The sequence below is a fragment of the Gehongia tenuis genome, assembly GCF_014384795.1.
Lineage (GTDB): Bacteria > Bacillota > Clostridia > Christensenellales > NSJ-53 > Gehongia > Gehongia tenuis.
In genome coordinates, this window is sequence record NZ_JACRSR010000001.1 from 766,996 (window position 1) to 780,289 (window position 13,294).

The 13,294-nt window shown below is 58.4% G+C and carries 17 protein-coding genes; all 17 read left to right on the top strand.

What is annotated here, in order from left to right:
* Positions 1–24: 24 nt before the first annotated feature.
* The 17 genes from H8696_RS03830 to H8696_RS03910 all read left to right on the top strand — a co-directional run bounded on the left by H8696_RS03830 (position 25) and on the right by H8696_RS03910 (position 13,283).
* Positions 25–537: a YceD family protein gene (locus H8696_RS03830; RefSeq protein ID WP_249315038.1), complete on the top strand. Its 513-nt coding sequence runs from the start codon at positions 25–27 to the stop codon at positions 535–537.
* On the top strand, positions 538–732 hold the full coding sequence (gene rpmF, locus H8696_RS03835) for a 50S ribosomal protein L32 (protein WP_249315039.1): 195 nt from the start codon (positions 538–540) through the stop codon (positions 730–732). It begins immediately after the preceding gene.
* A 64-nt stretch (positions 733–796) separates the two neighbouring features.
* Positions 797–1,807, top strand: a complete 1,011-nt coding sequence (plsX, locus tag H8696_RS03840; protein ID WP_249315040.1) for a phosphate acyltransferase PlsX — start codon at positions 797–799, stop codon at positions 1,805–1,807.
* A gap of 14 nt (positions 1,808–1,821) precedes the next feature.
* The gene (acpP, locus tag H8696_RS03845; RefSeq protein WP_249315041.1) at positions 1,822–2,049 is read left to right on the top strand and encodes an acyl carrier protein; all 228 of its coding nucleotides are present in this window, start codon (positions 1,822–1,824) and stop codon (positions 2,047–2,049) included.
* 60 nt (positions 2,050–2,109) lie between these two features.
* Entirely contained in the window at positions 2,110–2,814 is a 705-nt protein-coding gene (gene rnc / locus H8696_RS03850; protein WP_249315042.1) for a ribonuclease III, read from the top strand.
* A 5-nt stretch (positions 2,815–2,819) separates the two neighbouring features.
* A complete protein-coding gene (gene smc, locus H8696_RS03855; RefSeq protein ID WP_283244901.1) occupies positions 2,820–6,377 on the top strand; it encodes a chromosome segregation protein SMC in 3,558 nt (1,185 codons plus the stop codon).
* Between the two features lie 10 nt (positions 6,378–6,387).
* Complete coding sequence (ftsY, locus tag H8696_RS03860; protein ID WP_249315044.1) at positions 6,388–7,308, top strand: signal recognition particle-docking protein FtsY; 921 nt, start codon at positions 6,388–6,390, stop codon at positions 7,306–7,308.
* Positions 7,309–7,468: 160 nt separating this feature from the next.
* Positions 7,469–7,813, top strand: coding sequence for a YlxM family DNA-binding protein (gene ylxM, locus H8696_RS03865; protein WP_249315045.1), 345 nt, complete (start codon positions 7,469–7,471; stop codon positions 7,811–7,813).
* Positions 7,803–9,140 (top strand): signal recognition particle protein, encoded by a 1,338-nt coding sequence (gene ffh / locus H8696_RS03870; protein WP_249315046.1) that lies wholly within the window; start codon positions 7,803–7,805, stop codon positions 9,138–9,140. The genes ylxM and ffh overlap by 11 nt, the downstream gene beginning before the upstream one ends.
* 62 nt (positions 9,141–9,202) lie before the next feature.
* The gene (gene rpsP, locus H8696_RS03875) at positions 9,203–9,448 is read left to right on the top strand and encodes a 30S ribosomal protein S16 (RefSeq protein WP_249315047.1); all 246 of its coding nucleotides are present in this window, start codon (positions 9,203–9,205) and stop codon (positions 9,446–9,448) included.
* 16 nt (positions 9,449–9,464) lie between these two features.
* The gene (locus H8696_RS03880; protein WP_249315048.1) at positions 9,465–9,692 is read left to right on the top strand and encodes a KH domain-containing protein; all 228 of its coding nucleotides are present in this window, start codon (positions 9,465–9,467) and stop codon (positions 9,690–9,692) included.
* Between the two features lie 45 nt (positions 9,693–9,737).
* A complete protein-coding gene (gene rimM, locus H8696_RS03885) occupies positions 9,738–10,253 on the top strand; it encodes a ribosome maturation factor RimM (protein ID WP_249315049.1) in 516 nt (171 codons plus the stop codon).
* Entirely contained in the window at positions 10,250–10,924 is a 675-nt protein-coding gene (trmD, locus tag H8696_RS03890) for a tRNA (guanosine(37)-N1)-methyltransferase TrmD (protein WP_249315050.1), read from the top strand. Before rimM ends, trmD begins: the two co-directional genes overlap by 4 nt.
* A 100-nt stretch (positions 10,925–11,024) precedes the next feature.
* Entirely contained in the window at positions 11,025–11,372 is a 348-nt protein-coding gene (gene rplS, locus H8696_RS03895) for a 50S ribosomal protein L19 (RefSeq protein WP_249315973.1), read from the top strand.
* 99 nt (positions 11,373–11,471) lie between these two features.
* Positions 11,472–12,329 carry a ribosome biogenesis GTPase YlqF gene (gene ylqF / locus H8696_RS03900; RefSeq protein WP_249315051.1) on the top strand — a complete coding sequence of 286 codons (858 nt, stop codon included), beginning with the start codon at positions 11,472–11,474 and terminating at the stop codon, positions 12,327–12,329.
* The gene (locus H8696_RS03905) at positions 12,316–12,921 is read left to right on the top strand and encodes a ribonuclease HII (protein WP_249315052.1); all 606 of its coding nucleotides are present in this window, start codon (positions 12,316–12,318) and stop codon (positions 12,919–12,921) included. Before ylqF ends, H8696_RS03905 begins: the two co-directional genes overlap by 14 nt.
* Complete coding sequence (locus tag H8696_RS03910) at positions 12,918–13,283, top strand: YraN family protein (protein WP_249315053.1); 366 nt, start codon at positions 12,918–12,920, stop codon at positions 13,281–13,283. Before H8696_RS03905 ends, H8696_RS03910 begins: the two co-directional genes overlap by 4 nt.
* Positions 13,284–13,294 lie beyond the last annotated feature (11 nt).

Consider the following 13,294-nt stretch of genomic DNA (forward strand, 5'->3'; position numbering starts at 1 on the left):
GCCGATGGATAAGGGGGGAGCTGTGTGATTTTGAACGTTGCCGAGGCCATCAAAGCGCCCGGCGAGCAGTTTCCTTTCAAAATGGAGGGCCGTCTGGAAGAACTTTCCCGCGGCTTTGACCGTTTCAAAGTTCTCTCGCCCCTTTTCATCGAAGGTACCTATATGGCTTTGGGAGAAAGCATTTTTGTGGAAGGCCGCTTGAAGATTCGGTTGGAAACGACCTGTCACCGGTGTCTTGACCCTTTCACCTTTGAAAAAAAGGTGAAGTTCCGCGAGGAATTTGTCAAGCATTTGGACCCCGATTCCGACGGTTTCCTGTACAGCGGGGACGAAATCGACCTGACGGATATGGCCGAACAAGATTTGATTCTGTCCCTTCCCATGCGTCTTTTGTGCCGGGAGGATTGCCTGGGGTTGTGCCCCACCTGTTCTCACAATCTTAACCGGGGTTCCTGCGGCTGTCAGCCGCCGGAAGAGGAAGCGCAGCCCAATCCTTTTGCACAGCTCAAGCAGATGTTTTCGAAGGAGGTGGATTAAATGGCAGTACCCAAGAGAAGAACGTCCAAACAGCGCAGGAATTCCAGGAGGGCAAATTGGAAGCTGAGCCTGCCTGGCATTGTGGAGTGCCCCGAGTGCCATCAGATGATGTTGTCCCATCGGGTTTGCAAGCACTGCGGCTACTACCGCAAGAAGCAGATCGTGAATGTGGAAAAACAAAAGGCTAACTCTTAACAAAACCGCGCCTTCGTTTTTCGGAGGCGCTTTTTTGGAAGCTTTGAACGAAGGAGGGGGACGAATGCGCATTGTAGCCGATGTAATGGGCGGCGATCAGGCGCCGGTTGCGGTGATCAAGGGTTCCGTGATGGCGCTGGAACGGGACGCCGGGCTCACGATGGTCCTTTGCGGACCCAAGGCGGTAATCGAGCGGGAGCTTGGCTATCTGAACGCACCCAGGGATCGCATCGAGATCGTGGACGCCCCCGACGTCATCGAAATGGCGGAAGCGCCGGTCACGGCGATTCGGCAAAAGAAGAACTCGTCCCTGGTTGTGGGCATGAATTTGGTCGCTGCAGGCCAGGGGGATGGATTCATCTCCGCGGGCAGCACCGGCGCGGTTCTTGCCGGCGCGACCTTCATTATCAAACGGATCAAGGGTATCAACCGTCCGGCGCTGGCGCCCATTCTGCCGGCGAAGAGGGGCGGTCGGGTGCTTCTTATCGACTGCGGGGCCAATGTGGACTGCAAGAGCGAGTTTTTGCGCCAGTTTGCGCTGATGGGCGACGCCTACATGCGCACGGTGACGAACGCGCCGGAGCCCAGGGTGGCCCTCATCAACAACGGCGCGGAGCCGGAGAAGGGGAATGAACTGACCAAGGAGGCCTACAAGCTTCTGGAAAAGGAGCCCTCCATTCAGTTCATGGGCAACCTTGAACCCCGCTATATCCTGAGCGGCGCCGCCGATGTGGTGGTGTGCGACGGTTTTGTGGGGAATATGCTTTTAAAGAGCCTGGAGGGGGCGTCGGTGTTCATCTTCGACTCCCTGAAGGATATCTTTATGCAGAGTTTTGCCACCAAGATCGGCGCCATGATTTTAAAACCGAAGCTGCGGAGCTTTAAACGCACCATGGACTACACCGAGTATGGCGGAGCGCCCCTTCTGGGCGTGGCCAAACCGGTTGTCAAGGCCCACGGCAGCAGCAATGCCCGGGCCTATAGCAATGCGATTGCCCAGCTCGCCCAGATGATCCGGGGCGACGTGGTGGGCAAGATCGCCCAGTCGCTGCAAGCCAGCGCAGACCAACAATAACGGGAGGAATGGAAATGGTATTTGAAAAAGTGCAATCCATCGTCGCTGATAAGTTCAGCATGGACCCCAGCGAAGTGACTCTGGAGTCCGAGATTGAAAAAGATCTGAAGGCCGACTCCATCGACATGGCCGACCTCATCATGGATCTTGAGGATGCCTTCGATATGCAGATCGAAGAGGATAAGCTTGCCGAGATCAAGACCGTGGGCGACATCGTGCGCTATATTGAGGACAATCAATAGGATCACTTTGAGCCCTGAAGCAAGCCTGCTTTGGGGCTCTTCATTTTATTGGAGGAAATGATGCTGGATTTTGAACAGGGTATGGAAGCGCTCCAGAAGAGAATCGCTTACCGCTTCCGCGATCCTGTGCTGCTAAGAAAAGCGCTCACCCATACCACCTACGCTCATGAGGTGTCGGGCTGTGCCCATAATCAGCGGCTGGAGTTCCTGGGGGATGCCGTGCTGCAGCTTACCGTAAGCCACCGCCTTTTTTTGCTGTACAGAAATGCCAACGAGGGAGAACTGAGTAAAATGCGGGCGTTTGTGGTCTCCGAGCCCTCTTTGGCGGCCGCGGCGAAGCGCATCAGCCTTGGCAGCTACCTCCGGCTGGGCCGGGGGGAGGAGAAGTGCGGCGGCCGGGAAAAGCCGTCGGTGCTGGCCGACGGTTATGAGGCCGTGATCGGCGCCATCTATCTGGACGGCGGCTTTGAGGCGGCCCGGGACTATGTCTACCGCGAGCTGGACGACGAAATTCAAAGGGCGCCGGAGATGAAGTGCGCCATGGATTTCAAGACCCGTCTGCAGGAAAAGCTCCAGGAGCAGGGACGAAAGGTCTGCTACCGGCTCATCGGCGATGAGGGGCCGGAGCATGACAAGGTATTCACCGTCACCGCTGTGGTGGACGGCCAGGATATGGCCAGCGGCAAGGGCCGCAGCAAGAAGTGCGCCGAGCAGAACGCGGCTAAGGCGGCACTCGAGATTCTCAATCAACCGAAGAAAGTGTGAAGTGCTTGCATCTCAAAAGGCTGGAAATATACGGATTTAAATCCTTTGCGGACCGCACGGAGATCGTTTTTGAACGGGGCATCACCGGCGTGGTGGGCCCGAACGGAAGCGGCAAGAGCAATGTGGCGGATGCGGTCCGGTGGGTTTTGGGCGAACAGAGCGCCCGAACCCTTCGGGGAACCCGTATGGAGGATATCATCTTCAACGGCACGGAAAAGCGCAAGAAACTGTCCATGGCCGAGGTAACCCTCGTCTTTGACAACGTGGATGGTTCTCTTGACATGCCCTATTCCGAGCTGTCGGTAACCCGCAGAATTTACCGCTCCGGTGAATCCGAATATCTGATCAATGGCAATTCGCGCCGCCTCAAGGATGTGGTGGCGCTTTTTCAGGATACGGGCATCGGCAAGGAGGGTTATTCCATCATCGGCCAGGGCCGTATCGGCGATATTTTAACGCCCAAATCCGAGGAACGGCGGGTGATCTTCGAGGAAGCCGCCGGCGTGGTCAAGTATAAGACCCGCAAGGAGGAAGCGGAACGAAAGCTGGGACAGACCGACCAAAATCTCATCCGCATCGAGGACATTTTGGAGGAACTGTCCGGCCAGGTGGAACCCCTTCGGGAACAGAGTGAAGCGGCCCGGCGGTATCTGGATCTCAGGGACGAGCTGAAGGACCTGGATATCAATCTGTTTCTGCACCAAAATGAGCAGATTCAGGTCCGTCAGCAGGGACTTAGGGAAACGCTGGCCGACATCGAGGGACAGCGCACGAAGGGTCAGGAGGAGCTGGCATCCTTGGCGGAGCGTTACCGTCTGTCCCGGGAGGATCTGGAGCGGATGGACGGGGAGATATTGACCCTCCGGGAACAGATTTTGGAGCTCACCCGCCAGACCGAGGCGGCCGAGGGTGAGAGCAAGGTGCTGGACGAGCGCCGGGATAATGCGAGGATCGGCCGGGAACAGCTTTTGGGCCAGATCCGGGAAACGGAGGACCGCCTGGCGGACCTCAAAAAGCAGCAGGAAGAGGCGGCGGCCCACGGCGGGGAGCTGGAACAAAAGCTTGCCGGCGAAGCGGCTGCACTGGAGGCTCACCGGCAATCCACCGATGCGCTGGGGGAGAAAGTGGCCAGCGAGGAGGTCAGGCTGGAGGCCGCCAAGAGCGAAGTGATTGATAATTTGAACCGCCTTTCGAACGTCAAGACCCGCCGGGAGCGGCTGCTCACCATGCGGGACACCCTGGTTCAGCGTCAGAGCGAGCTTCAAACGCAGCAGGCGGAACGCACGCAGCAGGAGGATCAGCTGAAGGCGGACATGCTGGCGGCGGAAGAACTTCTGCAGGAAGCCAAGGCCCGCCTGCATGAGCTGGAGAAGCAGCGGGACCGGGTAAAAGCTTCGGGGCAGGAGGCGGAAGCCAGGGCGGAACACATCCGCATCCGCCTCAAGACCGTGGAGCAAAGCGCCCAGCAGATTGCCTCCCGCCTCCATGTGATGGAGGAGATGCAAAAGGATCGGGAGGGATACTTTGGCAGTATCCGCAACCTGATGCGGGAGGCTCACCGCCTGCCGCAGGGCGGCGCGGGCATTGTGGGCACCGTGGCGGATCTGATGCGGGTGCCTAAAACCTTTGAAAAGGCCATTGAAATGGCCCTTGGCGCCAGCCTGCAGCACGTGGTCACCCGCCGGGAAGAGGATGCCAAGGCGGCCATTGATCTCTTGCGGGAGCGCCAGTTTGGCCGGGCAACCTTCCTGCCCATGACCAGCGTGAAGGGAAGAACCTTGAACGGGGGGGAGAAGGCAACCTTGTCCGGCCCCGGTATTCTTGGCGTGGCCAGCGACCTCGTCGAGTTTGACGAGGCCTACCGGGGGATCATGGAGAATCTTCTGGGCCGTACGGTCGTTGTCAAGGATATGGATACGGGCATTCAGCTTATGCGCAGAAACCGGTATGCTTTCAGGGTGGTGACCCTTCTCGGGGATACGCTCAATGTGGGCGGGTCCATGACGGGCGGCAGTCAGAAGTCCCAGTATTCTTCCCTGCTGAGCCGGGGCCGCATGATTGAGGAACTGAAAGAGGAACTTTCCCAGACGGAGAAAAGCCTTGGAGACCATCGGGCCAAGCTTACGGAAATGCTGGCTGAAGCGGAAACCGTGAAATCGGAGCTGGCGGAGATCGGCGAGGCCTGGCACCAGCAGGACATCGCTGTGGCGCGGGAGAACGAACGCTATCAGACGGCCCAGGGGCACTATGCTGAACACCTGAAGGGCAGCGAGGCTCTGCGGCTGGAGCAGGAGCGCCTTTCGGAGAGCCTCGCCGAAGTGGTGGGCGAACTCGGGGAGATCGAAAGCCAGCAGGGCGTGATGGAACGCTCGGACGGCACCACCCGGGACGATATCCTCCGTCTGCAGGAGGCCATGAACATCCTCCGCCAGGAGCACACGGCGGCCCTTGGCATGCTGGGTACGCTGCAGGCGGCCCATGCCGGCGCGGCCCGGGACTTGGAAGCCGCCCGCCGGGACGTCCGGCGGCTTCTAGGCGAACGGGCGGAGAACGAGCGGACCTTGGCCCGGCTTCAGAATGAGCTGGAAGCCCGTAAGGACCGCATGGATGAGGACAGCAGGGAGCGGGAAGAGCTGGCAAGAAGGATTGAGGCCAGCCGGGCCACCCTTTGGGCCGTTCAGACGGAGGTGGAGCGGCGTCAGCAGGATCGTCAGAAACTGGCCCTCGAATCGGAGGAATTGGAACGGCGGCAAAAGGAGCTTTCCGGCAGGCTGGAGGAGCTCCTGGAGCGTCAGTACAAGACCCAGTCCCAGCTGGACCGTTTGGAATCGGATCTGCAGAACATCCATAACCGTATTTGGGACGATTATGAGTTGACGTATAACACGGCACTGCCGCTACGCAGGGAGGATTTTAAGCCTTCGGCGGCATCCTCCAGAGCGGGCGCTATCCGCCGGGAAATGCGGCAGATGGGCGATGTGAATGTGAACGCCATCGAGGAATACAAGCGGGTATCCCAGCGCTTCACCGATCTCACCGAGCAAAGAGAGGATCTGGTGAAGGCGAAGGAGGATCTCCGCAGTCTCATTGAAGAGCTGCTGGGCACCATGGAGGTGCAGTTTAAGGAGCAGTTCGCGAAACTCAACGAAAACTTTAAGGAGACCTTTGTGGAGCTCTTCGGCGGCGGAACGGCCAGCCTCCAGCTTTCCGATGAACGTGACGTACTGAATTGCAATATCGAGATCATCGCCCAGCCTCCGGGCAAGAAGCTGCAGGTGCTCTCCCTGCTGTCCGGCGGCGAGCGTTCGCTAACGGCGGCGGCGATTCTTTTCGCCATTCTCCGCCTGAAGCCCACGCCCTTCTGCATTCTGGACGAGATCGAAGCGGCGCTGGACGATGCCAACATCGGCAATTTTGTCCATTTCCTGAAGGATTACGCGAAGAACACCCAGTTTGTAGTGATCACCCACCGCAAGGAGACCATGACCGCCTGCGATGCGCTGTATGGTTTCTCCATGGAGGAGAAGGGTGTTAGCCGGCTCATGTCCGTGAAACTGGCCTAGGAGGGGAACGATGGAGAAAAAAGGATTTTTTTCAAAGCTGGTGGGCGGGCTCACCAAGACCCGCGACAACCTGACGGAGAAGGTCAATCAGCTCATCTCCTATTACCGGGAGATTGACGACGAGTTCTATGAGGAACTGGAAGAAATTTTGGTCTATGCCGATGTGGGCGTCGCCACCACCGGCGAGATCATAGAACGGCTCCGCGCCCGGGTGGATCAGGAAAAGCTGGGCGATACGGCCAAAATCCGGGAATACCTGAGCGAGATTTTGATGGGCATGGTGGGGACCGACGGGGAACTGGAGCTCCCCTCGCCTAGCATTATCCTGGTGGTGGGCGTAAACGGGGTGGGCAAGACCACCGCCATCGGCAAGATGGCCCATTATTATAAAAGTGAGGGCAGAAAGGTCATGCTGGGCGCGGCGGATACCTTTCGTGCGGCGGCCAGCGAACAGCTGACCATCTGGTCCGAGCGGGCGGGGGTGCCCATCGTCAAGCACGGCGAGGGCGCCGATCCGGCGGCTGTGGTCTTTGATGCCATCAGCTCGGCCAAGGCCCGGGGATGCGATCTTCTTATCTGTGATACCGCCGGCCGTCTGCACAACAAAAAGAACCTGATGGAGGAGCTGAAAAAGATCGGCAGGGTGGTGGACCGGGAATACGGCGGCGCCCATCGGGAGGTCTTTTTGGTGCTGGATGCCACCACCGGCCAAAACGCCATCGCCCAGGCGAAGATCTTCAAGGAAGCGGTGAACGTGACGGGCATCATTCTCACCAAGCTGGACGGCACCGCAAAAGGCGGCGTGGTCATCGCCGTCAAAAATGAACTGAACGTGCCGGTGCGCTTCATCGGTGTGGGCGAGGGAATGGAAGATCTGCAGGTCTTTGATCCCAAGGCCTTCGTGGAAGCACTGCTTCAGGAAAAGGCTTGACAGCGGCAGAGAAAATGGGTATAGTAAGGGAGTGTAAAGGTTAAAACCTTTACACTCCCTTTTCCATCTGGGCGAATGCGGACGGCCTTTCGAGCAAAGCCGAAGGGTCAAAGAGAAGCGGCGCTGAAAAGGAGAAGGGACCCGTGAGGAGGAGAAGGCCATGGAGGAGAACGTGCGCTATGCGTGGCTCATGGATTTCTATGGCGGCCTTTTGACGGAACAGCAGCGGCGGGTGCTGGAGCTGCATCTCGATCAGGATTGGTCCCTTTCGGAGATCGCTGAGGAACTGGGCATATCCCGGCAGGGCGTTTCCGACTGCCTGAAGCGGGGAAGAAATCAGCTCTCTCAGCTGGAGGAACGACTGGGACTTTTAAAACGGCATCTTTGGATGGCCGATCAGCTCAAGGGATTGCGGGCGGAGGCAGCGGCGGGCCTTGCGGGACCCGACACGGCCAAAAAGCTCGATCAACTCATTGAGGAGTGGGAGGTACGGGATGGCCTTTGAAGGTTTGACTTCCAAGCTTTCGGAAGTTTTTAAGAAGCTGACGTCCCGAGGCAAACTCAGCGAGCAGGACGTGAAGGCGGCCATGCGGGAAGTGAAGATGGCTCTTCTTGAGGCGGACGTGAACTTCCTGGTGGTGAAAAAGTTCATCAAGACCGTGTCCGAGCGTGCGGTGGGATCGGAGATCCTGGAAAGCCTCACCCCGGGCCAGCAGGTCATCAAAGTGGTGAACGAGGAGCTTACAAACCTGATGGGCTCCACGGTCAGCAAGCTTACGGTGGCTTCGGCGCCGCCGTCGGTCTATATGCTGGTGGGTCTTCAGGGCGCAGGCAAGACCACCATGGCGGGGAAGCTTGCGGGCTATCTTAAAAAGCAGGGCAAAAATCCTTTGCTCTGTGCGTGCGATATCTACCGGCCGGCGGCCATTCAGCAGCTCAAGGTCTTGGGCGAGAAGCTGGAGATCCCGGTCTTTGAAGAGGGGCAGAAGGATGCGGTAAAAACCGCTCTGCACGGTGTGCAATATGCAAAGGACAACGGGCATGACGCGGTGCTTCTCGATACCGCGGGCCGGCTTCATATTGACACCGAGCTCATGGACGAGCTGAAACGGATGAAAAAAGCCGTGGATCCCCATGAGATCCTGCTGGTGGTGGACTCCATGACCGGCCAGGACGCGGTGAATGTGGCCCAAAGCTTCCATGATACCCTGGAAATCAGCGGCGTCATTTTGACCAAGCTGGACGGCGACACCAGGGGCGGCGCGGCGCTTTCGGTCAAGGCCGTCACCGGCCAGCCCATCAAGTTTGCCGGTGTGGGGGAAAAACTCACCGATATTGAACCCTTCTATCCCGAGCGGATGGCGTCCCGAATCCTGGGCATGGGCGACGTGCTGAGCCTCATTGAAAAGGCGCAGGCCGCCTTCGATGAGAAGCAGGCGGCCAAGCTGGAGGAACGGATCAAATCCCAAAAGTTCGATCTTGAGGATTTCATGGACCAGCTTCAGCAAATGAAGAAGATGGGCTCCATGTCCGATATTTTGGCCATGATGCCCGGCATGAACGCTTCGAAGCTGGGCAATGTGGAACTGGATGAAAAGCAGCTTTCAAGAACCGAGGCCATCGTCAGCTCCATGACTGTGGCGGAGCGGCAGAATCCCGCCATTATCAACGGCAGTCGAAGAAAGCGCATCGCCGCCGGCAGCGGCACGTCCATCCAGCAGGTAAATCAGCTGCTCCGGCAGTTCGATTCCATGAAAAAGATGATGCGCCAGTTCACCGATATGGAGCGGGGCGGCCGGCGCCGGGGACGGATGAAGTTCCCTTTCATGTAGCTGCATCCAGCCAGAAGGCTGTGTGACATAGTAGTGAAACATAAATTAGGAGGTACAATTCAATGGCAGTACGTATTCGTCTTCGCCGCATGGGCGCGAAAAAAGCTCCCTTCTACCGCATCGTGGTTGCGGAATCCTCTGCGCCCCGGGATGGCCGCTGCATCGAGGAACTCGGCTATTACAATCCCCTGGTGGAGCCCGTGGAGATCAAGGTGGACGCGGAGAAGGCTCAGGAGTGGATTAAAAAGGGTGCTAAGCCCTCGGATACCGTTCGGGCGCTCCTCAAAAAGAGCGGCGCGATCGAGTAAGGCATAGGTGAAAAACATGCGGGATCTTGTGGAGTACATCGTCAAATCCCTGGTAACGAATCCTGACGAGGTGGACGTGCGCCGGGTGGAAAATGACGATAACATCATTATCGAGGTCCGCGTGGCCCAGGAAGATATGGGTAAGGTGATCGGCAAACAGGGCCGCATTGCCAAGGCCATCCGTTCCGTGGTCCGGGCGGCGTCATCCAAGGAAGCCAAGAAGGTCTTGGTGGATATCATCTAAAAAAAGGAGGGGCCTTCGGGTCCCTTTATTTCATGGGAGGTCAAGGTGGGAATACAGGCGGAATATTTGTGCGTGGGCACCATTGTAAAACCCCAGGGGATCCGGGGTGAAGTCAAAGTGATGCCGCTGACGGACGATCCGGCACGCTTCTATGACCTTTCGGAGGCCTTCTTCAAAGGGGAGGGCGGATTCACGCCCGTTGCCGTGACGGGCGCCAGAATTCAGGATACGAACGTATTTTTAACGCTGGCGGGTGTGACGGACCGAAACGGGGCGGAGCAGCTTCGGGGCAGGGAACTGTATGTCCACCGGTCCAGGGCGGTCAGGCTGCCTGAGGGCCGGTATTTCATCTGCGATCTGATCGGGCTTCCCGTGACGGATGAAAAGGGTGTGCCCGTGGGCAGACTTGAGGAAGTGCTTCAGCCCGGCGCCAACGATGTGTACGTGATTCAAGGGGAACGGGAGTATCTTGTCCCCGTCATCCCCGACGCTGTGCTTGATATTGACTTGGATAGAGGGATCACCGTGGCTTCCTCGTTCCTGGAGGCTGAGGAAATATGAGGGCCGCTATTTTGACCCTGTTTCCGGCTATGGTGGAGGCAGTGCTCTCGGAAAGCATTCTGGGCCGTGCCCGAAACCAGGGCATTTTGGACGCTTTTGCCGTGGATATCCGGGCATACAGCGACAACAAGCACCACCAGGCCGATGACTATCCCTTTGGCGGCGGACCGGGCATGGTTATGATGCCTCAGCCCATCTTCGACGCCTTCGCCGACGTGGAAAAACGCATGGGGAAGGCGCACCGCATCTATCTCTCGCCCAAGGGCAAAACCTTTGATCAGGAAACCGCCCAGCGGCTGTCCCGGCTGGACAATCTGGTGTTTTTGTGCGGCCATTACGAAGGTGTGGACCAGCGGGTGCTGGATCATCTGATTGACGAGGAAATCTCCATCGGAGACTATGTCCTCACCGGCGGCGAGATCCCCGCTCTCGCCGTTTTGGACAGCGTGGCAAGGCTTATTCCCGGGGTGCTGGGAAGCGACCAGTCTGCGGAGGATGAGAGCTTTTCCAGCGGCCTTCTCGAGTATCCCCAATACACCCGGCCTGCGGACTTTCGGGGATTGAAGGTGCCGGACATACTTTTGTCCGGGCATCATGCCAACATTGAGCGCTGGCGCCGGGAACAGGCCCTTGAGATTACCCGGAGGCTCCGGCCCGATCTTCTAAAATAGGGATTGTCAAACTCTGGAGCTTGTGTTACAATATTTTGCGTGATTACGGACGGTCCGCTGCTGATGGCATGAACGTCTATGAGGGAAAGGAGGAATGAAGATGAGCGAAATCATTCGTTCCATCGAGAAAGAACAGCTCCGTACCGATCTGCCCGAGCTTCGCATTGGCGACACCGTCAAGGTGTTCGTGAAAGTTGTGGAGGGCAGCCGCGAACGTCTTCAGGCGTTTGAGGGGACCATCATTGCCAAGCAGAACGGGGGCCTGCGCGAAACCTTTACGGTTCGCCGAATCTCCTATGGCATTGGCGTTGAGAGGATTTTCCCGGTGCATTCGCCCAAGATTGATCACATCGATGTGATCCGTCACGGCAAGGCTCGCCGCGCCAAGCTGTACTATCTGCGCAATCGCGTGGGTAAAGCGGCCCGGCTGCGCACCATTGAACGCTGAGAAATCGCTGAAGAGAGGGGGCTCATTGAGCTCCTTCTTTTTTTCATAGGTGTAAATGACCCGCGAGGGGTCAATGATTCATAGCAAGGGAGGCATGAGATGGACATTCAGTGGTATCCGGGGCATATGGCCAAAGCCAGGCGCACCTTGATGAATGAGATCAAGCTGGTGGATGTGGTGGTGGAGATTCTGGACGCCCGCATCCCTGTGGCCAGCCGCAACCCTGACATTGAGGACATCCTTGAGCTGCGGCCGCGGATTTATGTGCTGAATAAGGCCGATCTGGCCGAGGAAAAGGCGACCCGGGCCTGGAGCGAGAAGCTGGGCCGGCAGGGCGCCACACTGCCCTTCGTGTCCACCGCCTCCAACCGCAAAAAGGCCGCCCAGATGATCTCCGACGCCGCGGCGAAGGAGGTCCGGCGCATGGAGCAGAAGGGGGTCAAAAAGACGGTGCGGGCGCTGGTGATCGGCATCCCAAACGTGGGAAAGTCCACCTTCATTAATTGTGTGGCCGGGGGAACCCGGGCAAGGACGGCGGACCGGCCGGGCGTGACGCGGGGCAAGCAGTGGGTGCGGGTGACGCCCTATCTGGAACTTTTGGATATGCCGGGACTGCTGTGGCCCAAGCTCACTCCCGAGCGGGTGGCCCTCGATCTCGCTTTCGTGGGCGCGGTGAAGGACGAGATCATGGACACGGAAAAGCTGGCGATGGCGCTGCTTTTGAGGCTCCGCGAACGGGAACCGGACTGCCTCGCTGCCAGATACAAGCTGGATACCCTTTCGGGCGAGGGGGAGGAGCTTCTTGAGCGGATCTCGAAAAAGCGGGGCATGATCCTCTCCGGCGGGCGGGTGGACACCCTACGGGGCGCGCAGATGCTGCTGGATGAATTCCGGAACGGCCGCATAGGCCGCATCACGCTGGAGAAACCGGAGGAAACCATCGATGAAGGGGAATAATGCTGAACTTTTAGCCTTCGAACGGCGTCTGAAAGAGGAAGGCATCACCGTGATCGCCGGCGTGGATGAGGCGGGCCGGGGGCCGCTGGCGGGGCCGGTGGTGGCCGCCGCCGTGGTGCTGGGCACGGTGATCGAGGGCGTCAACGATTCGAAGAAGCTCTCGGAAAAGAAGCGGGAGCTTCTTTACGATAGGATCACCCGGGAGGCGGTGGCCTATGGGATCGGTCAGGTGGACCCCAGGGGCATCGATGAAATGAACATTCGAAACGCCACTCTTGCGGCCATGAAGCAGGCGGTGGAGAACCTTGGGATCGCCCTTGACCGGGTGCTGGTGGACGGCAGGGATGTGATCGATGTGAAATACCCTGTGGAAGCGGTGGTGCACGGCGACGCCACCTGCTACAGCATCGCCGCCGCCTCCATTCTGGCCAAGGTTACCCGGGACCGCCAGATGCGCGAGCTGGACGCAAAGTACCCCGAGTACGGCTTTGGTCAGCACAAAGGCTACGGCACGGCGGCCCATATTGAAGTGCTGCGGCGCATCGGGCCCTGCCCCATCCATCGTGCGTCCTTCCTGAGGAAGATCCTATGAGCCGTATGCTAAAGGACGTGGGCGACCGGGGCGAGGCCCTTGCCGCCGCCTATCTCGAAAGCAAGGGCTGCCGTATTCTGGCCCGAAATTTCCGTACAAAAATGGGTGAACTGGATATTGTTGCCCAGGAACCAGGGAATAGGGTGGTCTTTGTCGAAGTTAAGACCCGCAGGGGGAATCTTTACGGCAGCGGCGCCGAGGCGGTTACGGCCGCAAAACAGCGCCATCTCCTTCTTGCAGCGGAGGTTTTTCTTTCCCAAAGGAAGCTTTGGGACCTTCCCATGCGCTTTGACGTGGTGGAGATCACGTGGCGGGGGGACGAACCCCTCATCCGCCATATTGAAAATGCCTTTGGCGCATAGGCGCCAAATAA